The sequence below is a fragment of the Sulfitobacter pontiacus genome (assembly GCF_040790665.1).
GTDB classification, from domain to species: Bacteria; Pseudomonadota; Alphaproteobacteria; order Rhodobacterales; family Rhodobacteraceae; genus Sulfitobacter; species Sulfitobacter pontiacus.
In genome coordinates, this window is the sequence record NZ_CP160850.1 from 250,722 (window position 1) to 270,356 (window position 19,635).

Genomic DNA, 19,635 nt, shown 5'->3' on the forward strand with positions numbered 1-19,635 from the left:
CCGAGGTCGCGAGCCCCCATATCGTCTCAAAATTACGGAGCCACTCTATGCTTGGCAAAATGATGGACCAGCAGTTGCTGATCTCTTCCCTTATCGATCACGCAGCCCGCTGCCACGGGCGCACCGAAATTGTCTCGGTTGAAACTTCAGGCGAAGTAGACGTCACAAACTGGCAAGAGGTTGCCAAGAATGCGCGGCGCTTGGGTTCGGTACTGACCAAACTGGGCCTGCCGCAGGAAACCCGGTGCGGCACCATCGCATGGAATAACCGGCGGCACCTCGAGATTTACTTTGGCAGTTCGGGTGCAGGCTTCGTCTGCCATACCCTCAATCCGCGTCTGCATCCCGACCAGATGGTCTATATTGCCAATGACGCGCAAGATCAGGTGATGTTCTTTGACCGAACCTTCCTGCCCGCTGTGGCAAACTTGAAGGACCGGTTTGATACGGTCGAGCACTACGTTCTGCTGGGACCACGGGACGACGAGGCGGCCCAGATGCTTGACGGGCTGCAATTCTATGATGAATTGATCGCTGACGGAGACCCGGATTTTGTCTGGCCCGAACTCGATGAACGCCAGCCCTCTTCGCTTTGCTACACATCCGGAACCACGGGAAACCCGAAAGGCGTGCTTTATTCCCATCGGTCGACCTTGCTTCATGCGCTTGTAGGCAACCAGCCCGACGGGCTTGCGATCTCGGCCTGTGATACGGTGATGCCGGTTGTGCCAATGTTCCACGTCAATGCGTGGGGCGTACCCTATACTGCGGCGTCGGCCGGTGCAAAACTGGTGCTGCCGGGTCCGGGGCTGGATGGGGACAGCCTTGCCAACCTGATCGACACCCAACAGGTGACCGCGGCCTTTGGCGTGCCCACAATCTGGATGGGGCTATTGGCGGCGTTGGAAAAATCCGGCTCTAAGCTGCCAAGCCTGACCCGCACCATTGTCGGTGGCGCACCGATGCCACCGTCGATGTATACGGCGTTCCGCGACAAATATGATGTCGAATTGATTCAAGCGTGGGGCATGACAGAGACCAGCCCCCTCGCGACGGTCAACCGTCTGCTGCAGCGCCACGAGGGTCTGTCGACCGAAGCACAAACCGACATTCGCGTGGGTCAGGGCCGCTCTGTTTACGGGATAGAAATCCGGCTGGTAGATGAGACCGGCAATGTACTGCCCGAAGACGGGGCAACACAGGGCGACCTGCAGGTGCGCGGTCCTTGGGTAGTTCACAGCTATTTTAACAAAGAAGACTCGGCACTGACCCCCGATGGCTGGTTCGACACTGGCGATGTCGCCACGATTGACGCGGATGGTTTCATGGTGATCCGAGACCGTTCAAAGGACATCATCAAATCCGGCGGCGAATGGATCTCTACGGTCGAACTTGAAAACATCGCAATCGGTCACCCGGCGATCGCAAATGCCGCCGCCATCGCTGCCCATCACCCTAAATGGGACGAGCGTCCGATCCTGATCGCGGTCAAATCCGGTGACGTCTCCGAAGCGGAACTTCTGAAAATCTACGACGGCAAAGTCGCCAGCTGGCAGGTGCCAGATCGGGTGATCTTTGTCGATGAACTGCCCCTAGGTGCCACGGGCAAAGTGGTGAAACTCAAACTACGCGAGACCTACGCGAACATCCTTCTGGAGGGAGCCGCATGAAACATCAAAGTAACTTCACCCCCGATCTGCAAGCAGCCTATGACATCGACCTAAAAGCCCTCGACGCGGCGAAGGACCGTTGGGCGCGAACCTCGCTGGACGACCGCATCGCGGTTCTGCAGGCAATCAAAGACAATCTGATGCGCGTCGCCGACGAATGGGTCGATGCGGCGGGTAAGGCCAAGGGCATCCCGCAAGGTTCCCCTCTCTTGGGGGAGGAATGGACATCGGGGCCCTATGCCGTCATGTCCTGCTGCAACGGTCTGATCGATACGCTGTCGCAGATGGAAGGCAAAACCTTTCTGGACGGTCTAAAGAAACGCAGCCTGCCAAGCGGTCAAACCGCCGTGCGCGTTGTGCCACATTCGATCTGGGATCGGTTGTTGATTTCGGGCGTGCATGCGGATGTCTGGATGCAAAAAGGCGTGACCCCCGCCAACCTCAAGAACAACGCTGCATCAGCCTATGACATTCCGGCAGACCAACGGCGTGGCAAGGTCGCGCTGGTTCTGGGCGCCGGCAATATCGCCGCGATCACGCCGCTGGATGCTTTCCAGAAGCTCTTTTTGGAAAACCAGGTGGTCTTGCTTAAAATGAACCCGGTCAACGACTACCTGACCGAACCTTTGCAGGCCGCCCTGAAGCCGCTGATCGACCGCGACGCACTACGTATCCATCGTGGCGATGGTCCGGCGGGGGCCTATCTTACGACGCATCCGCTGGTCGAGGAAATCCACATCACCGGTGCGCGCGCCACCCATGATCTGATCGTCTGGGGGCCAGGCGAGGAAGGCGAGAAGAACAAGGCCGCCAACACGCCGAAAAACACCCGACACATGACATCCGAGCTTGGTGCCGTTTGCCCCACCATTGTCGTACCAGGCCCGTGGACCAAGGCGGACTTGCGCTTTCAGGCGGAGAACATCGCCACCATGAAACTGCATAACGGTGGCTTTAACTGTGTCGCGGTGCAGAGCCTTATTTTACCGAAAGGCTGGGATAAGACAGCCGAGCTGATGGGGAATGTCGCCGATGTGATGGCCAAACACACCAAACGGGCCGCTTATTATCCCGGTGCCGAAGATCGTCAAAAGGCCTTTGTCGATCACGCCAAAAGCCCGCAAAAGCTGGATCGTGGGGCGGATGTGGCTCCGCTTTATCTTGCCGATATGGCCGAGGGTGATAGCGATTGGCTGGCCCAGACCGAAGTCTTCACATCTGCGCTTGGTGTCATGCACATCGAGGCACAAGATGCCGAAACCTATATGATCGAAGCGATTAAATGGGCGAATGACACGCTCTATGGCACATTGGGCGGCAATATCATCATCCACCCTGCCACGATCCGGGCTATGGGCCGCAAGCGGTTCGAAGAGATCATCGCCGAATTCCGCTATGGCGCGATTGCGATCAACGCGTGGTCCGGCCTTGCCTTTCTGGTGACTGCCTGTCCCTGGGGCGGCTTTGCCGGCGCGACCTTGCAAAACGTCCAGTCTGGTGTGGGCACGGTCCACAATACCTTCATGCTTGAAAACGTTGAACGCACGGTGATCGAGGCCCCGTTCCGCCCCTTCCCGCGCAATCTGCTATCCGGCGGGATGAGCCTGCTGCCCCGTCCGCCCTGGTTTGTGTCAAACAAGCGTCAGCATCATATCGGTCGCTTGCTGACCCGGTTTCAGCACAAACCCAGCTGGTTCAAGCTGCCGCGTATTTTCTTTCACGCCCTTTTGGGCTAGGTCGGCAGGGACAAATGTGAGTGCCCGATGAACGACATGACCCAAACAGGTAAGCTTGCGGACCGAAAAGCGAATAAGGCCCGCAAGCGTGAGAACCGCAAACGCGAGATTGCGCAAAGTGCGATCAGCGCGCTTAAGCTTTATGGTTATGCCCGTACGACCCTGCGTGATATTGCGTCGCAATCAGAAATGTCGCTTGGCAGTCTGCACTACTATTTTGAGGATAAGGACGAACTTCTGATCTACTGTGTGCGACAGTACAAAAGCGAGTTTGCCAGAACAATTTCTGCATCTGTCAGTGGTATTTCCAACCCAGATCGCATCAAGACAGCGTTCTGTACTGCTTTGGCAGAAACGATCAGTACCGAAGCTGAGCTTCATCGGCTTTGGTACGACATTCGAAACCAAGCGCTATTTGACCAAGCTTTCGTTCCCGTCGTTGACGAGATTGAAGAACAGCTGATCGAGATGATGAATCCGATAGCCTCTGAGCGCAAAGCCAAGGAACTTCTTTATCTGCGTTTCGACGGCGCTTTTCGATATTTGCTGCAGTTGAGCGTTTCTGGTCGCCCGCGTGAGTTGGGGGAAATGACCGAGGTGCTCAAAGCCGCTGCCGGGTAACCCCACCTGCGTCTGCATCATGTGCTGCAAACAGTCTTCTGATCATTTGCGCGCTTTCGAATGACAGTCTACATTGCTGGTAGCGTTTTGATCAAAACGCTATGAGGTCGCAGGGCGGTAGGAACCCCGAGGCGCTTTGGCAGCGCCGCGGGACTGTACATAATATATGTGGGTTAGTTCATACCGTAGTTTGCGCGGTCCAACTTGTCGTAGATCTCTGCTTTGGCCAATGCTGCCAATGCATAGGTATCGCTGTGATCCCCATCCGCCAGCAGCGCAGCCCAGCGATCAACGATGCGCTTGTAGTCTGCCAGCAGTGCTTCGGGGTTCTCAATACCGCGGCTCTTGGCGTTCTCGATCAGCACGGCCTCGTCGGCGGTTACAAATTCCGCCAGCGCTTCCGTCAGAGCCTGATCAGGTTCGAAAATCTTCATGCCGCCTTCTTTGGCGGCGGAAACCGCTTTTTCAACATCCTTGTCGAACTCGACCCGGTGCTGCGCAAGATAGTATGCCGCCTGGTCAAACAGTACGTTGCGCGACGCCTCGGACGGTAATCCCCCCATTTTTAATGGGGTCCAGCCGTAGAATTCAGGCGGCTGTTTTCAGTTTCATGGCGGGTGTCATGCCGCCGATACCCATGTTGGGTCGCTTCGTTGTTGTAAGTCCAGAGCCATTCAGTTGCTTGGTCTTGTGCCTCCTCGATGGTTTCGAAGATGTATTGCCCAAGCCATTCGCCGCGAACGGTTCGGTTGTAGCGTTCAATGTAGGCATTTTGTTGTGGCTTGCCTGGCTGGATGTATTCCAGTCGAACATTGCGTTTTTCGGCCCATTCCATCAGCTTACCACTAATATATTCTGGGCCATTATCGACGCGAATTGTCTGCGGTTGACCGCGCCATTCGATGATCTGGTTTAAGCTTCTGACCACTCTCTCTGCGGGCAGCGAGAAGTCCACTTCGATGCATAGGCCCTCACGATTGAAGTCATCCAGCACGTTCAATGTCCTGATCGAGCGCCCATCTGCCAGCTGATCCGCCATGAAATCCATCGACCATGTCTCATTGGGCTTATCAGGCACAGACAGGGGTTCCGGCTTGTCCCGCTTCAAGCGTTTCTTGGGCTTGATACGCAGGTTTAGCTCCAGCTCGCAGTAGATCCGATAGACCCGCTTGTGGTTCCAGCCGTAACCCTGGACGTTGCGCAGATACAGAAAGCACAGGCCGAAGCCCCAGTTGCGCTTGTTTGCTGTCAGACGTTCCAGCCAATCGGCGATCTCTTCATTCTCGTCGCTCATTACAGGGCTGTATCTGTAGCAGGTCTCGCTGATCTCGAACGCCCGGCACGCCGACGCGATGCTTACGCCGTGTCGTGCGACCGCATTCATGGCCATCCGTTGACCGGCAGGGCATTGCGAAGCAATGTCCCGAGAGGTTCTCGTCGCAGAGACGGCCTTAACGCTTTTTTCCAAGGGCTTCCTTCAGCAGATCATTTTGCATGCTCATCTCGGCATACATGCGCTTCAGACGACGGTTCTCTTCCGCCATATCCTTCATCTCGGACATCAAGGACGCGTCCACTCTCGGGATCATGCTACGCATAACCCTGCCGTGCAGTGCATGCCGCCAAACTTAGCGCGCCACTTATAGAAACTGGCGCTGCTCATGCCATGCTCACGGCACAGCTCAGAGACCGGCACACCGCCCTCCGCCTGCTTCAACACTGCCATGATTTGCGCGTCGCTGTATCGTCCGTTCTTCATCGTAAATCTCCTCAGATATCTTGCCGAGAAAATTCTACTTTTGAACACCGCTAATTTTGGGGGGGATTACCATAGCGCCATTCAAATCCGGCATAGTAGTTCCCTACTGCAAGCGTGTTCACGTGCCTAACCAGGCCCCGCCCGCCATTCGCAGACGCTTGCCCTGAATATCTTCGTAGGTAGCGACAGGTGTGTTGCACATCATGTAATATTGCGAGGTCGAATAGCCGCCGCCGAAAACGACGCCATTCTCTTTTTTGCACTCGGCCAGTGCAGCCTCGTTGGCAAGGCCGAATTCAGTCGACGCAAAGGCCATGACCATCGGATCGGTGTTATAAAAAGCAAAGTTGCCGATGGAGTGCCCCCATCGGGTGGTCCAGTTTGAATGTTAATGCATGGTCGGCCTTTGGTCTATCGGCATCATGCTTTCTGGCGCGGGCGGGCGGTAGTGACCTTGCCACTGTCGTTCCAAGCTTCTTCGAGCAGCTTGGTCTGACGCGCATCCTCACGCGCCCGGTGGCTTAATGGATTTTTAACCCATGCATAGAACCCGCTGGGATGGATATTGAGGCAACGACACATCCTGCGTACCGAATACTGAGGGCGGTGCTCGGCAATGAACGCGTACTTCACCTTGCATCCTATGCGAAGTACGCAGCTGCTTTTTTCAGGATGTCACGCTCCTCCGTCATCCGCGCCAACTCACGCTTGAGCCTGCGGTTCTCAGCTTCATGGTCAACAGATGATGTCTGTGACGCAGCTTTTGAATAGAGCTTCATCCATTTGTAGAGCGAATATGTACTGACGCCCAACCGCTCCGAAACCTCGCGAACGGCATACCCCCGCACTGTTATCTGATGGACGGCATCGCGCTTGAAATCTTCACTGAAATTTGGCTTCCCCATAACGGCTTCCTTGCCTCAAAGTTAGGGAAGAAAGCGTCTACAAATCTAGGGGCTATTCAATATCGTCGCGCCCTTAGAAGCAAAGGCGCAACGACTTTTGGCTACGTACCGCGTCTTGCAGCTTTGAGAAAATGCGGTGGTCACACCGCTCTTTCGCATCTGACCAAGCTTTCGCGCAGTTTCCGTAGCTTTTGCGGGCCCTCGATACAGCTCTGTCTCATCTCAGGACAGCGCGGCGCAAAATGACAGCCCTGACGCGCTGCAAAGGGGTCCGCCGCTGCTGCGCCAAGCTTTGCTTCAGGCAGTCCCGCCTCTGGGTCCGGCAGCAGGGTCGCGGCAAGCAGCGCACGGGTGTAGGGGTGGCTGGCATCCTCGAAAAGCGCATCTGTCGCGGCTTCTTCAATCTTCTGCCCGAGATACATAACGGCCACGTGGTCCGCCAAATGTTCGACCACCGCAAGATTGTGGCTGACAAAAACCATGGTAAGGCCCAGTTCTTTCTTCAGCGATAGCAACAGGTTAATGATCTGCGCCTGCACCGAGACATCAAGCGCCGAGGTCGGCTCGTCACAGATCAAGACACGCGGTCCGAGGATTAGCGCACGCGCGATGGCGACCCGCTGCCTTTGCCCGCCAGAAAGCTCCCCGGGATAGGCATCGGCGAGCCGTGATGGCAGCCCGACCAGATCAAGCATCCGCTTGACCTCTGCATCGACATGCGTGCCGCCATGCAGTCGAAGCGGCTGGCCAACCAGAGTCTGGATACGTTTGACCGGGTTAAGCGAGGCATTGGGGTTCTGAAATACGGGCTGGATCAACCGCACACGGTCCGCCACGGGCATGGTGTCGACCTTCTGGCCCGCGATCTCGACCTCGCCGCGATCGGGCTGCAACAAGCCCAGCATGATGCTGACCGCCGTGCTTTTGCCGCAACCGGATTCACCGACAAGGCCAAGCGTTTCGCCTTCGGCGACCTCGAGCGACAGGTCGTTCACGGCCACCAATTCTTCGGTCGCGGCGAACATGCCACGGCGCAGGCGGTAGGTTTTGCGGATATCGGTCATGCGGATCATCGGCGTCGCTGCGGTCATGCGGCCACCTTTGATGCCTTGGCGCATTCAATGAATTGCGCCCCCCCGGCGCTTATGCGTGGCACTGGATCGGCAGCGCATTCAGGTCCGGCAATGGCGCAGCGGTCGCGAAAGGCGCAGCCCGCCATCGTGCCGATCACCCCCGGGACGCGCCCCGGAATGGCGGGCAATGCGCTGCCCCGTTCGGTGACACCCGGCACCGGGATCGCGGCAAGCAGCCCTTTGGTATAGGGGTGGCGCGGCGTCGTAAAAAGATCGGCGGCGGGCGCGCGTTCGACGATCCGCCCTGCATACATCACCGCAACATCGTTCGCGATAGCCGCCACCACGCCCAGATCATGGGTAATCAGCAAGAGTGACAGACCAAGATCGGCCTGCAATTGCCCCAGGAGCGTCAGGATCTGCGCCTGAATGGTCACATCCAGCGCCGTCGTCGGCTCGTCCGCGATCAAGAGCTTGGGTCGTCCCATCAGCGCCGAGGCGATCATGATGCGCTGGCGTTGCCCACCAGAGAACCCGTGTGGATATTGCGTCAGCCGTGCCGCCGGATTGGCGATCCCCACCCGGTCAAGCATCTCGACTGCGCGGGCGTCAGCCTCTTTTCGGGTCAAGTTTTCGTGGCGCATAACGCCCTCGGTCAACTGCCGGCCAATGGTAAGCGTCGGATTTAGCGCGCTGGTCGGGTCTTGAAAGATCATCGCCACATCGCGGCCGCGCAGCTTTGCCAGCTTGGCATCGGTCTTGGTCGTCAGATCCTGCCCCGCCATGTCGAACCGGTCACTCGTCACCTTGGCGTAGCGCGGCAGCAGCCCCATGATAGACGTCGCGGTAAGCGACTTGCCACAGCCCGACTCGCCGACAAGGCAGAGGGTCTCTCCTTCAGCGATTTGCAGGTCGACACCCCGAACCGCGTTCAACATGCCGCGGTCGGTGGGGATCGACACCTTCAGGTTTCGGATATCAAGCATCATGTCAGTCACTTTCGTGCAGGCCCTGTTATATCGCGCATACCATCGCCGAACAGGTTCACCGCCAGCACCAGCAGGCAGAGCGCCGATCCGGGCAGTGCGATCAACCATGGATCAAAGAGGATATTGTCGCGCCCTTCCGAGATCATCAGCCCCCAGCTTGGCGTCGGCGGGCGCACGCCCAACCCAAGGAAGGACAGGGCCGCTTCGAGCAGGATGACGTTTGCGACCTCAAGCGAGACGACGACAAGGATCGTGGCGCGCATATTGGGTAAGATTTCGAGAAACAGGATGCGCATGCGGCTCGCGCCGATGGATCGCAGGCCCATGATGAATTCCTGATGTCGCAAGCTTTGAGCGGCGGCGCGCGTGACCACCGCGAACCGGTCCCACAGAAGCAACCCTAGAACGGTGATCAGCGTGGTCAGCGACGCGCCGCCCAATGCCACCGCCGCCAGTGCGACCAGCACGATGGGCAGTGATAGCCTTGTTGTGATGGCGAAGCTGATAACCATATCGATCCAGCCCCCGAAATAGCCCGCGATCAGGCCAAGCGTGATCCCGATGGCACCAGAAACGAGGATCACCCCAAGCCCGACACCCAGCGACACCCGCGCGCCATAGATCATCCGAGATAGGTAATCGCGCCCAAGGTGATCGGTCCCGAGCAGGTGTTCCGGCACCGCGCGATCATGCCAGAAGGGCGGCAGCAGTCGGCGGCTCAAATCCTGCGCGATTGGGTCATGCGGGGCCAGCAGCGGCGCAAGCAAAGCGATCAGGATGATAGCTGCCAAAAGCGTACCCCCGATCAACGCACCCGTATTGCCGCGCATCTTGCGCCAGACAGACGGGCGGGCCGTTTCGATAGTGACGTCGGACATCAGGAGCCCCCCCTTAGGCGCGGATCCAGCACCGCGTTCAGAATATCGGCCAGCATGGTCAGCAGCACGTAAAGCAGCGACAGGATCAGGATGATCGCCTGCACCACCGGCAGGTCACTGCGCAGAAGAGATTCCCACGCCAGCCGCCCCAGCCCGTTCAGCGCAAAGACACTTTCAATCACGATGGAGCCGGATAGAAGCTGGCCCAGTTGAACCGCTGCCAGTGATACAAGCGGCAGCACCGCATTGCGCAAGGCATGGCGTGAAATCACAAGATGCATCGGCAGGCCCTTGGCCTTGGCCGCCCGGACATAATCCGTGGCCAGCACGTCGATCATGCCCGAGCGTGTGATGCGCATGAGTTCGGGGATAGCGTAATAGCTCAGCACGATCACGGGCAGGATGTATCCCTGCCATGTGTCAGCACCCGAAATGGGGACCCAGCCATACCAGACCCCAAAGACCACGATGGCCATCAACCCCAACCAGAAGCTCGGGATTGCCTGCCCGGACACGGCGATCACCAGCGCAAGGCGGTCGATCCAGCCGTTCGGTCTGAGCGCCGCGGCGACTCCCAAAGGCACGGCGATCACCAAAGCGACGAGGAACGAGATGAAGCCAAGCGCCAGCGTGACGCCGGCACGGTTGCCGATGATCTCTGTCACCGGCACATTGAAATAGATGCTCTGCCCCAGATTTCCGGTCAAGGCGCTGCCGATCCAGTCCAGGTATTGAACAACCAAGGGTCGGTCAAAGCCATAGGCCTGCCGGATCGCTTCGGCATCCTCGGCCCGGCCACCCGCGCCCGCGATGGCAATCGCAGGGTCGCCCGACACGAACATCAAGCCAAAGCTCAGCGCGGACACGGTCAGACAGACCAAGAGCGCCACGAGCAGACGTTTAGAGATGAAAGAGAGCATAGGTCTTTCCGTTATGGGGGCCGGACAGCGGGGAGAGGACTGTCCGGCCCGTTATGTTGACAGGGTCAGCTTACTTCCAGCTGGCACCCCACCAACGGGCGAACTCATCCGGATGCGGCGTGAAGTTCAGGTCGTTGGACAGGCCATAGTTGACGTTGAAGTTATACATCGGCATCCAATAGGCTTCCTCGGCGATCTTCTTGACGGCCATAGAGTAGTTCTTGGCGCGCACATCGCGGTCCGATGACGTATCAGCCTCGGTCAGCCAGGTTGCCAGTTCGGCGTCTTGCACAAGGTCATCCGCGCCGCCGCCAAAGAAATTCGACAAGATGAATGCGGTGTCGCCGATGCCATAGCTGCCCCAGTTCGAGAAGAACGCCGGAAGCTCCTTGGCGCGCCACTTGCCGATGCCCGACGCGTACTGTTGTTCGTTCAGTTCAAGCGTCACGCCGACATTGGCAAGATCGGCGGCCACGGCTTCGGCAGTCGGGCGCGGCATGGCGGCAAAGACCATCTCCATCTTGAAACCGTCCTCATATCCGGCTTCGGCCAGCAGCGCCTTGGCTTTCTCCGGGTCGTATTCATAGGCGGTGACATCCTGTTCGCAGCCGAATTGCGCCGGGTTGCATGGGGTGTTGAGAACCTCGGACGCGCCGCCTGCGAAAGCGTCGACAATCGCGCCGCGGTTTGTGGCGTGGATAAGCGCCTGACGCACACGTTTGTCTGCAATCGGCGTGTCGCCATCCATCGCCTCGGGGGCGAAACCGACATAGCCGATGCGCATGATCGGTGCGCTGATGATCTGCACACGGCCTTCAAGACGCGACGCCTGATCCGGCGGAATACGCCAGATCCAGTCCAGCGACCCCGACATCAACTCGGCGTATTGTGTGTTCATCTCGGGTATGGTGCGCACAGAGATCTTGTCGATGGTGGCACCGGATTTGGGGCTGCCTTCATAGTGATCCTCAAAGCGCTCCATCTCGTAGCGGATGCCCGGCTCTTGGCTCACCAGCTTGTAGGGGCCGGTGCCGATCGGCGTGGCGGCCATACCCGCAGACCCGTTTTCCGCAAAGAAGGCGTGCGGATAGATCGGCAGTGCATCCGCCAGCATCTCTACCGCACCGGCAAAGGGCTTGGACATATTAATGCGGACTTTATAGTCATCCAGCTTCTCGACACTGTCGATCCAGTCGACCGAGATCGAATAGCGGGTGCCGTATTCCGGGGTGATCACGGTGTTGAGCGTTTCAACCACGTCATCAGCGGTGAAATCGGCGCCGTTGTGGAATTTGACCCCTTGGCGCAGGGTGAACTCCATCGTCAGCGGGCCGGTAAATTCCCAGGATTCCGCCAGCGCGGGGACGATCTCTCCGGTGTCGAGGTTCTTGTAGAGCAACCCGTCATAGATGTGCCGCGCGAGGATCAGGCCCTGACGACCGGCGATTTTATAGGTATCCAGCGGCTCTGGTTCGGCGGCGAAAGCGACGTTGAGCGTATTGGACGCCTTGTCGGCGATGGCGGGTGTGCCCAGTGTCAGCGCTGTGCTGGCAGCAAGGACGGCCAATGTAGTGAGGCCCTTTATGGAGAATGTCTGTGTCATGGATCTCTCTGTCGGTTGAGTGAAGGGAAGGTGTTTTGCGCCGGTTATCCGGTTCTATGCGGGCTGCTTTGCGCCCCGCGTTATTTCAGCTAGCGTTTCGCCAGCACGCAGCCGTTCGAGGATTGTAATCTCGGCCGCCTGCATTTTTCGGGCGCGCGCGGCGTGGGTTTCAGCCTGATCTTTGTCCAGTACGGCAACCCCGTTTTCGTCGGCCAGAACAATGTCGCCGGGCCGGACCGAGACGCCGCCACACCCCACGGTCACGTTGAAGTCGCCGCCAAGCCCACGCGGCTTGGTCGTGATGGGTGACCGTCCACGGCACCAGACTGGAAAGTCTTCTTGCTCTATGGCGGAGCGGTCGGTGACAAAGCCGTCGATCACCGCCCCCACCACGCCGCGTGCCTTGGCGGCAGCGGTCGTGACTGCCCCCCAACAGGCATGGCGCAGATCACCACAACGGTCGATAACGATGACCTGTCCGGGTTGTGCAGCGGACAGCGCCTCGGTCAGCATCGCGCCATCATCGCCAAGCATACGCACGGTCAGCGCGGGGCCAAAAACAGTTCGATGCGGCAACAGCCCCTGCAGCGCGGGGGACATGAAACCGGATTCAAGAAAATGCCCCAGCGTCGCTGTTTCGATGTCCGAAAGGTCGATTTGAAATGTCATGCCCTGTCCTGTCGCCTGATGTGTAAGAAAGGATGGCGACGGGAGAGCGGCAGGGTCAAATAGCCGGAGATTATGGCTCGCATAATCTCCGGCTAGAAAGCGGCGATTAGATCGCGGCGGTCACGAGAAATTCTACCTTGTAGTCCGGTGTCGCCAACTTGGCCTCACCACAAGCGCGCGCCGCCGGGTTCGCAGGGTCAATCCACGCATCATAGACTGCGTTCATATCCTGGAAATCAGCCATGTCAGCAAGCCAGATGGTGACCTGCAGCAGCTTGGATTTATCGCTGCCTGCCTCTGCCAGCAAGCGGTCGATCGCGTCCAGACAATCTTGGGTCTGGGTCGCGACATCGGTGCCGGCGGTGCCGACCTGACCGGCAAGGTAAACGGTGTTATTGTGAACGACGGCCTGGCTCATGCGGGGGCCGGGGTGCAAACGAGTGATGGTCATGTTTTGTGCTTTCTGATGAAATGAGTGGCAAGCTTAGCCGAACCTGCCCCACGCGCACAGTTGCACACCATAGTCACAGTCAATTTTAGGCATTCGCGTTGACTATGTGATAGGGGATGAAAAATAGGAAACTCTACTCAGACCCAAGCAAGAAACGAATCATCCGCATGAACGCTTTGCCGCAATCCGATCTGAACTGGAACCTTCTGCGCATGTTTTACATGATTGCGAAGGAAGAAAGCATCACGAAGGCCGCAAAACGGCTCGGCCTAAGCCAGCCTTCGGTGAGCAATGCGTTGCAAAAGCTCGAAGCGCAACTGGGGTGCCAGCTTGTCTTTCGCGACAGCCGCCACTTCGAACTGACAACGCGTGGCGACAAGATTTTTCAGGAATGCCGCGAGATCTTTCACAGTGCCGAACGGATCAATCTTCTGGTCCGCGACGCCGAAGAAGAGGAACGCGGGCAGGTCCGCTATCAGATTATCAGCAATCTGATGTCACCGATGATGGACGAATTGCTGCGGCTTTATCATCAGCGATACCCTTCCGTGGCCTTCCAAAGTGAGGTCCAGAACAGTCAGGCGATCGTGCGCTCTATTCAGCAGGGGCGTGGCACGATCGGGTTCTGCCTATTGGCCGCCCCCTTGGTCAACCTGCCCTCGATCCGTCTGTTTCGCGAGGAGTTCTGTGTCTTCTGCGGGGCCGAGCATCCGCTGTTCGGGCAGGAAAGCGTCGCGCTCCGCGATCTTCAGCGCGAGCCCTTTATCAGCTTTGCCTGCGCCACCGAAGGCATGGGGCTGGAGCCGATGTCGGTCCTGCGCGAAGGCACACGGCTTGGCAATCGCATCAACGGGCTAAGCACCAACATCGAAGAGGTCCGAAGAATGATCGTGGCGGGTATGGGCATTGGCATCCTGCCCCTCATGGCCGCGCAGGACGACATCAGGCGCGGCGACCTGTGGCCCATCAAGATCACGGATGAAACGATTGGGGCCGACGTCTATCTGGTGCACGCCCCGAGAGAAAAGCTATCTCCCTCGGAGCAGAAATTTGTGGATATCGCGCAAGAGCTGCTGGCGATTTACCCCAATATGGTGTGATCGCTTGCCATTGTCGCCGCTGCCAGATCCTGAAGCGCCATGCCCGCGGATTTGAAAACGGTGCGGGCACTGTCATCGCGACGGCCGGGATGGGCACCCTGACACAATTCGGCCAGGTCAGCGCGAATATGCTCTGGCGTGATCTGCCCCGCTTCCAATGGCTGCGACAGATCCCCCGCAAGCGATGCCCCTGCCCGCAGATCGACAAAAACCTCGGCCTGCAGGATCGCCTGATCGTCGCTTTCACGCATGTCGCCCTTGAATGCGCCGATCAGATCAAGGTGGCTGCCGGGTTTGAGCCAGTCCCCCTGGATGATGGGCCTGATCGAGGCCGTAACCGTGCTGACCACATCCGCCGCGCGACACGCTGTTTCAAGGTCGTCGACGGCCCGAGCGGGCAGACCCTGCTCCCCAAGCGTTGAGGCAATCGCCGCAGCCTTTTCACCGCTGCGCCCCCAGATTGAAACCGAGGTGTAGGCCCGCACCGCGCAATGTGCCGCTGCGACGGCGAGGGAAAGCTGCCCCGTACCGACGATCAATAAATCACGCGCATCCCTGCGCGCCAGTAGATCCGCCGCCAGTGCCGACGCCGCCGCCGTGCGCCGCGCGGTCAGTGTATCACCGTTCAGTGCGGCCTGCATTTGCCCGGTTTCCCCATCGAACAGCAGATAGCCCGCATTGATCGTCGGGCGGCCCTTGGCGGCGTTTTCGGGAAAGAAGGTCACCACCTTGACGCCAATGCTTTCACCGGGAACCCAGGCGGGCATGATCAGCAAAGATGCCTCGGTGCCGTCCGGCTGCTCAATCGTCAAAACCTGCCGGTCCGGTGCCTGCACCGCCTTGCCGCGATACCAGTCGCGCAACTGGCCGATCAGATCGGGCCAATCCAGCGCGGTTTCAAGCGCCTCGTGTCCGATCAATGCGCTCATCGATCCGCCCGTTTGACGACGGCATGCAGCAGAATATTTAGCCCGGCGACGAAATCCTCTGGTGTGCAGTTTTCTTCATTGTTGTGGGTGATGCCGTTTTCGCAAGGCGCAAAGATCATCGCCGTCGGGCAATGGGTGGCAAGGAAATAGGCGTCGTGACCTGCCTGGCTTTCGATATCACGCCAGTTGAAGCCCATGCGGATAGCCTCGTCGCGGATGCCGTCGATCATCTTGTGGTCAAAGATGTCGCCGCCCCATTCCCATTCATCCTCGATCACGGCCTCACACCCACACCGTGCGGCGGATTCGAACAGGGCCCGGCGCATCTTTTCGGCCATGGCGCGGGTGGTGATGGGATCGGGGTGGCGCACGTCACAAACGGCTTCGGCTGTGTCGGACAGGATCCCCGGCTTGTTGGGCCAAGCGGTCAACCGCGCGGCGGTGGCCTTGCCGTCATGCACCGCAAAATCCCAGCCGATGTCATCCACCGCGGTCAGCCAGCGCGCCCCCGCCGCCAGCGCGTTCTTGCGCAGGTCCATCGGCGTTGGTCCGGTGTGCGAGGTCTGCCCCTTGAACGACGCCCGCATCCCGCGCACCGGATAGCCGCCGGTGACAATGCCGACCTGCCGCTTCTCGGCGTCAAGGATCGGCCCTTGTTCAATATGCAGCTCGAAATAGGCGTCGATCTCGCCGGCCTTGCAAACGCGTTCGCCGTTATAGCCGATGCGCTCAAGCTCATCACCGAAGCGCGCGCCATCATCGCCGATCAGATCATGCACCCAGTCGATGTCATATTTCCCAACGAAACAGCCCGAGGCGACCATCGGAGGAGAGAACCGCGCGCCTTCCTCGTTGGTCCAGTCGACCACCACGATGGGGCGTTTGGTGACATGGCCCGCATCGTTCAGGCAGCGGATCACCTCGAGCCCGGCCAGCACGCCGGCGATCCCGTCGAACCGCCCGCCGTTGATCTGGGTATCAAAGTGACTGCCAATCAGGATCGGCGGCAGATCGTTGTCGCTGCCGTCGCGACGGCCAAAGATATTGCCGGCGGCATCCACTTCAACGGTCAAACCGGCCTCTTCACACCAGGACCGGAACAGATCGCGCATGTCCCGGTCGGCATCGCCAAGCGTCAGGCGCGACAGCCCGCCGGGGCGGCCTTTACCGATCTCGCCGGAGGCTTCGATGGTGGACCAGAAACGGTCAAGATCGACACGGGTATCGGGGGTAATCGACATGGAAACCTTCTTTCTTTCGAGGGCCGGGATCAAAACAGGATGCCCGGAAGTTCGGTAATCAGTGCAGGGAAGAGGACGAGAAGCAGCAGCACGCCGACCATCACGCCAAGGAACGGGATCAAGTATTTGAACGACGCGCTGAGCGGGATTTCACCCACCCGACAGGCGGCCATCAGGTCGATCCCCAACGGGGGCGTATTGGCACCAATGGCGAGGTTGATGGTCAGCAGGATGCCGAAGTAAACCGGATCGATGCCGTAGTGGCCAAGGATCGGCAGGAACACCGGCGCAAGGATCAGGATGATCGCGATGCTTTCCATGAAAGTGCCAAGGATCAACAGGACCGCCATCATCATCAACAAGGCGACAGTGCCACTTTGCGTGGCCTGCGTGATACCGTTGACCGCCATCTGCGGCACTTGCTCGGCCGCGAGGATCCAGCCAAAGACCGAGGCCGAAGCGATCACCAGCAGGATCACCCCTGTCATCTCGGTGGTTTCCCGCAACAGTCGCATCAGGGTGGAAAGTGACAGCGCGCGATAGACGAAAACGCCGATGAAAAGCGCGTAGGCCACGCCGATGCCCGCAGCTTCGGTCGGGGTGAAGATGCCAAGGCGAATGCCACCCACAATGATGATCGGTGCCAGCATCGCCAGGATCGAGCCCTTGGCGGCACGTCCCAGCTCAGCCCAGGAAAAAGGCTCTCCGCCTTGCCATCCGTTGCGGCGCGAAATCCACCACGCCACCAGCATGAGGCCGAGGCCCAGCAGGATGCCGGGGATGATCGCAGCCACGAAAAGCTGGCCGATCGAACTGTTGGTGGCGGTGCCGTAGACAATCAGCACGATTGACGGCGGGATAACGGTACCAAGCGAACCAGCACAGCCCAAGGCAGAGGCTGAAAAGCCGGGGGCATAGCCCTGATCCTTCATCGCGGGCAGCATCATCGTGCCAATGGCCACCACGTCGGCCACGCCGGAGCCGGAAAGCGACCCGAACATCATACAGGCGATGATCATCACCATCGCCAACCCGCCGGTGCGCCGCCCGATAAGGGCCGAACACAGCGCGATGATCCGCGGCGCAAGCCCGCCGTGGACCATCAGCAGACCCGCCAGCAGGAACAGCGGAATAGCCAGCAGTGTAAAGCTGTTGATCCCCGCCACCGCGCGCTGCGCCACAACGATCAGGGGCGCGGCATCGGCGATCACCAAATAAAACATCGATGACAGACCAAGCGCCACGGCAATGGGCGCATCCAGCAGCACCAAGAGGACGAAGACGACAAGAAGCAAAGCAAGCGCGAGGCTCATGTGCGGCCCCCTTTCAGGATCAGGCCCAGCAGTGCAACGCCACAGCAAACGGGGAGTGAAAGGTAAAAAAGCCCCACCGGCAGCGAGAGCGCGGTGGTCTGATGCGCCCATGTGATCTGGGTCAGCTTCCAGCCGGTCCAGATGAACACCGCCAGAAAAACGAAGCTCGCCAGCCATGCCAGAACGGCAAAAACCCGGCGCAGCGGTGCGGGCATGGTCACCAGGTCAAGCAACCCCGCACGGAAATGCGTGCCCCGCACAAACCCCGAAATGGCCCCCACAAAGGTCAGCCAGACCAGCGCCATGCGGGGCAGTTCCTCGGCCCAGCGAGGGGTTGAGGAGAACAGGTAGCGCGAGATCACGACATAGACGACCATCGCCGCAAACCCCGCCACCAGCGCCGCGCCAACCCAGCGGGCCGCGCGGTCGATAAGAATGGCCGCCCGCAGCGACCCGTTCCTGAAAGTCATGGTTTCAAAAATCCTTCTGGGCCGCGGCAGAGCATGCATTCGTCACAATAGGCCGCGACGACGACCCATTCGTCCGAAATCACCTCGACCGTGTGGTCAAGCCCCGGTGGCAGGCGCATGGCCGTGCCTTCGGTCATGTGGTATTCCTCGCCCCCTGCCCGCAAGATCGCCTCGCCCTTCAGCGTCAGCGTCACCTCGTCGCGGGGATGGCTGTGCGCGGTAGACTTCGCGCCTTTCTTACCGGTGGTCACCGAAAGCTTGATAAAGCCCTCGCCGCGTTGAGCCGGGGAAAACAGCACCTTTTGTGTGAAGTCGTAAAGTTGCACCGGCTCGACCGATGCAACTTGTGTCATTTCAGGCCGCAAAGTCATTTGCGGTACTGGTCCAGGATGGTCAGAAGCTCTTCGCCATAAACGTCCTTCTGGCTTTCCCAAATCGGTTCGACCGCTTCGATAAAGGCGGCTTTGTCGACCTCGTTGAACTGCATGCCTTCTGCTTCCAGCTGGGCGATCAGCTTGTCATTGGCGGCGGCAACCATGTCGCGCTGTTTCAGGCCCCAGGATGTGGCGGCTTCCATGACGATGGTCTGATCCTCGGGAGAGATCTTGTCCCAGACAGATTTCGACATGGTCAGCGTGGCAGCGCCCCAGATGTGTTCAGACAGCGAGACGTATTTCTGCACTTCGAAGAAGGACGCGGAATAGATGATTGCCAGCGGGTTTTCCTGCGCATCAAACAGCCCCTGTTGCAGCGCGGAGTATAGCTCACCGAACGACAGGGGTGCCGGTTCTGCGCCCAGACCATCGAATGTTGCCAAGCGCACTTTGTCGGGCGTGACACGGATTTTCAGACCGGCGAGGTCTTCGGGCTTTTCAACGGGGCGGACGTTATTGGTGATGTTGCGGAAACCGTTTTCCCACCAGCCCAGAACCTTGATCCCCTTGCCATCAAGCATATCGGCCAGCGCAACGCCCAGATCGCCGTCAAGCGCGGCAAAGGCCTGATCGCGCGCGCCCCAAGCATAGGGCATCTCGATGATGCCCATGCGCGGCTCAATCCCCTGGAACGACCCAGAACCGATCAGCCCGGCCTGCACCGACCCGAATTGCAGCCCCTCGATCACTTCCTTTTCGCTGCCAAGCTGCCCGGAGGGGAAGACCTTGATCGAAACGCGACCTTCTGTGCGGTTGTTGACCTCTTCGGCGAAACCAGTGGCGGCAACGTGCCAGCTGTGGCTTTCCGGCAGAACGTGGCCAAGACGGATCGACACGTCATCTGCCAGAGCGGCAAGCGGCGCAAAGGCCATAA

General features: G+C 59.1%; 19 protein-coding genes and 2 pseudogenes. 4 read left to right on the forward strand and 17 right to left on the reverse strand.

What is annotated here, in order from left to right; translation table 11 throughout:
* The first annotated feature begins 47 nt into the window (after positions 1–47).
* Genes AB1495_RS16145 through AB1495_RS16155 form a run of 3 tightly spaced genes read left to right on the forward strand, consistent with a single transcriptional unit; the run spans position 48 to position 4,027 of the window.
* Positions 48–1,670: a long-chain fatty acid--CoA ligase gene (locus AB1495_RS16145; protein WP_074637558.1), complete on the forward strand. Its 1,623-nt coding sequence runs from the start codon at positions 48–50 to the stop codon at positions 1,668–1,670.
* Complete coding sequence (locus AB1495_RS16150; protein WP_074637559.1) at positions 1,667–3,406, forward strand: aldehyde dehydrogenase family protein; 1,740 nt, start codon at positions 1,667–1,669, stop codon at positions 3,404–3,406. The genes AB1495_RS16145 and AB1495_RS16150 overlap by 4 nt, the downstream gene beginning before the upstream one ends.
* Positions 3,407–3,433: 27 nt before the next feature.
* On the forward strand, positions 3,434–4,027 hold the full coding sequence (locus AB1495_RS16155) for a TetR/AcrR family transcriptional regulator (RefSeq protein WP_074637561.1): 594 nt from the start codon (positions 3,434–3,436) through the stop codon (positions 4,025–4,027).
* 173 nt (positions 4,028–4,200) lie between these two features.
* Here AB1495_RS16155 and AB1495_RS16160 read toward each other — a convergent pair whose 3' ends face one another.
* From AB1495_RS16160 to AB1495_RS16210, 11 genes and pseudogenes are all read right to left on the reverse strand, one after another.
* Positions 4,201–4,590 (reverse strand): C4-dicarboxylate ABC transporter substrate-binding protein, encoded by a 390-nt coding sequence (locus tag AB1495_RS16160; protein ID WP_074637563.1) that lies wholly within the window; start codon positions 4,588–4,590, stop codon positions 4,201–4,203.
* Positions 4,591–4,615: 25 nt separating this feature from the next.
* Positions 4,616–5,786: pseudogene (locus AB1495_RS16165) on the reverse strand (IS3 family transposase).
* Between the two features lie 118 nt (positions 5,787–5,904).
* Complete coding sequence (locus AB1495_RS16170) at positions 5,905–6,108, reverse strand: hypothetical protein (RefSeq protein WP_074637833.1); 204 nt, start codon at positions 6,106–6,108, stop codon at positions 5,905–5,907.
* Between the two features lie 128 nt (positions 6,109–6,236).
* Positions 6,237–6,691 (reverse strand): annotated as a pseudogene (locus AB1495_RS16175) (transposase); the annotation flags it as partial.
* A 140-nt stretch (positions 6,692–6,831) separates the two neighbouring features.
* Positions 6,832–7,782, reverse strand: coding sequence for an oligopeptide/dipeptide ABC transporter ATP-binding protein (locus AB1495_RS16180; protein ID WP_244269080.1), 951 nt, complete (start codon positions 7,780–7,782; stop codon positions 6,832–6,834).
* Entirely contained in the window at positions 7,779–8,753 is a 975-nt protein-coding gene (locus tag AB1495_RS16185; RefSeq protein ID WP_074637828.1) for an ABC transporter ATP-binding protein, read from the reverse strand. The genes AB1495_RS16180 and AB1495_RS16185 overlap by 4 nt, the downstream gene beginning before the upstream one ends.
* Before the next feature lie 5 nt (positions 8,754–8,758).
* Positions 8,759–9,631 (reverse strand): ABC transporter permease, encoded by an 873-nt coding sequence (locus AB1495_RS16190; protein WP_009824089.1) that lies wholly within the window; start codon positions 9,629–9,631, stop codon positions 8,759–8,761.
* Complete coding sequence (locus AB1495_RS16195) at positions 9,631–10,551, reverse strand: ABC transporter permease (protein ID WP_005848269.1); 921 nt, start codon at positions 10,549–10,551, stop codon at positions 9,631–9,633. Before AB1495_RS16195 ends, AB1495_RS16190 begins: the two co-directional genes overlap by 1 nt.
* 70 nt (positions 10,552–10,621) lie before the next feature.
* On the reverse strand, positions 10,622–12,154 hold the full coding sequence (locus AB1495_RS16200; protein ID WP_074637826.1) for an ABC transporter substrate-binding protein: 1,533 nt from the start codon (positions 12,152–12,154) through the stop codon (positions 10,622–10,624).
* A gap of 54 nt (positions 12,155–12,208) precedes the next feature.
* A complete protein-coding gene (locus tag AB1495_RS16205; protein WP_074637824.1) occupies positions 12,209–12,823 on the reverse strand; it encodes an RraA family protein in 615 nt (204 codons plus the stop codon).
* Between the two features lie 106 nt (positions 12,824–12,929).
* Positions 12,930–13,274 (reverse strand): RidA family protein, encoded by a 345-nt coding sequence (locus tag AB1495_RS16210; RefSeq protein ID WP_074637823.1) that lies wholly within the window; start codon positions 13,272–13,274, stop codon positions 12,930–12,932.
* Between the two features lie 167 nt (positions 13,275–13,441).
* On the opposite strand from AB1495_RS16210, the gene AB1495_RS16215 reads away from it, so the two are divergent.
* The gene (locus AB1495_RS16215) at positions 13,442–14,374 is read left to right on the forward strand and encodes a LysR family transcriptional regulator (protein WP_037953368.1); all 933 of its coding nucleotides are present in this window, start codon (positions 13,442–13,444) and stop codon (positions 14,372–14,374) included.
* On the opposite strand, the gene AB1495_RS16220 is transcribed toward AB1495_RS16215, so the two are convergent.
* The 6 genes from AB1495_RS16220 to AB1495_RS16245 are packed head-to-tail and all read right to left on the reverse strand — an operon-like array spanning position 14,356 to position 19,633.
* Positions 14,356–15,303: an ornithine cyclodeaminase family protein gene (locus AB1495_RS16220; RefSeq protein ID WP_074637821.1), complete on the reverse strand. Its 948-nt coding sequence runs from the start codon at positions 15,301–15,303 to the stop codon at positions 14,356–14,358. The two genes, AB1495_RS16215 and AB1495_RS16220, sit on opposite strands and share 19 nt — an antisense overlap.
* Entirely contained in the window at positions 15,300–16,544 is a 1,245-nt protein-coding gene (locus AB1495_RS16225; RefSeq protein WP_074637819.1) for a Zn-dependent hydrolase, read from the reverse strand. Before AB1495_RS16225 ends, AB1495_RS16220 begins: the two co-directional genes overlap by 4 nt.
* Before the next feature lie 29 nt (positions 16,545–16,573).
* Complete coding sequence (locus AB1495_RS16230; protein ID WP_074637818.1) at positions 16,574–17,857, reverse strand: TRAP transporter large permease; 1,284 nt, start codon at positions 17,855–17,857, stop codon at positions 16,574–16,576.
* Positions 17,854–18,327 (reverse strand): TRAP transporter small permease, encoded by a 474-nt coding sequence (locus AB1495_RS16235; RefSeq protein WP_074637816.1) that lies wholly within the window; start codon positions 18,325–18,327, stop codon positions 17,854–17,856. The genes AB1495_RS16230 and AB1495_RS16235 overlap by 4 nt, the downstream gene beginning before the upstream one ends.
* Positions 18,324–18,680: a cupin domain-containing protein gene (locus AB1495_RS16240; RefSeq protein ID WP_005848253.1), complete on the reverse strand. Its 357-nt coding sequence runs from the start codon at positions 18,678–18,680 to the stop codon at positions 18,324–18,326. Before AB1495_RS16240 ends, AB1495_RS16235 begins: the two co-directional genes overlap by 4 nt.
* A gap of 14 nt (positions 18,681–18,694) precedes the next feature.
* A complete protein-coding gene (locus tag AB1495_RS16245) occupies positions 18,695–19,633 on the reverse strand; it encodes a DctP family TRAP transporter solute-binding subunit (RefSeq protein WP_367581985.1) in 939 nt (312 codons plus the stop codon).
* Positions 19,634–19,635: the final 2 nt, after the last annotated feature.